The organism is Streptomyces milbemycinicus (assembly GCF_002154605.1).
GTDB classification, from domain to species: Bacteria; Actinomycetota; Actinomycetes; order Streptomycetales; family Streptomycetaceae; genus Streptomyces; species Streptomyces milbemycinicus.
Genome location: NZ_MUNE01000587.1, coordinates 1 through 431, shown reverse-complemented (window position 1 = coordinate 431; position 431 = coordinate 1). Strand labels below are relative to the sequence as shown.

Here is a 431-nt window from a genome sequence, read left to right as displayed (position 1 = left end):
GGCCTGTGCCTGGGCCTGCAGTGCATCGTCATCGAGGCCGCGCGGAACCTGGCGGGCATCGAGGCCGCCAACTCCACCGAGTTCGAGCCCGCCACCAGCGACCCGGTGATCTCCACCATGGCCGAGCAGCTGGACATCGTCGCGGGCGAGGGCGACATGGGCGGCACGATGCGGCTGGGCATGTACCCGGCGAAGCTCGGCGAGGGCACGATCGTCCGCGAGGTCTACGGCGACCAGCCGTACGTCGAGGAGCGCCACCGCCACCGCTACGAGGTCAACAACGCCTACCGCGGAGAGCTGGAGAAGAAGGCCGGCCTCCTCTTCTCGGGCACCTCGCCCGACAACAAGCTGGTCGAGTACGTCGAGTACCCGCGCGAGGTGCACCCGTACCTGGTCGGCACCCAGGCCCACCCGGAGCTGCGCTCCCGGCC

The 431-nt window shown here is 70.3% G+C and carries 1 protein-coding gene; it reads left to right on the top strand.

Going from position 1 to position 431, the window contains the following annotated elements; all coding sequences use genetic code 11:
• Positions 1-431 (top strand): glutamine amidotransferase-related protein (locus CCN51_RS39365; protein WP_425444791.1); only part of this gene is annotated, 431 nt, incomplete at both ends.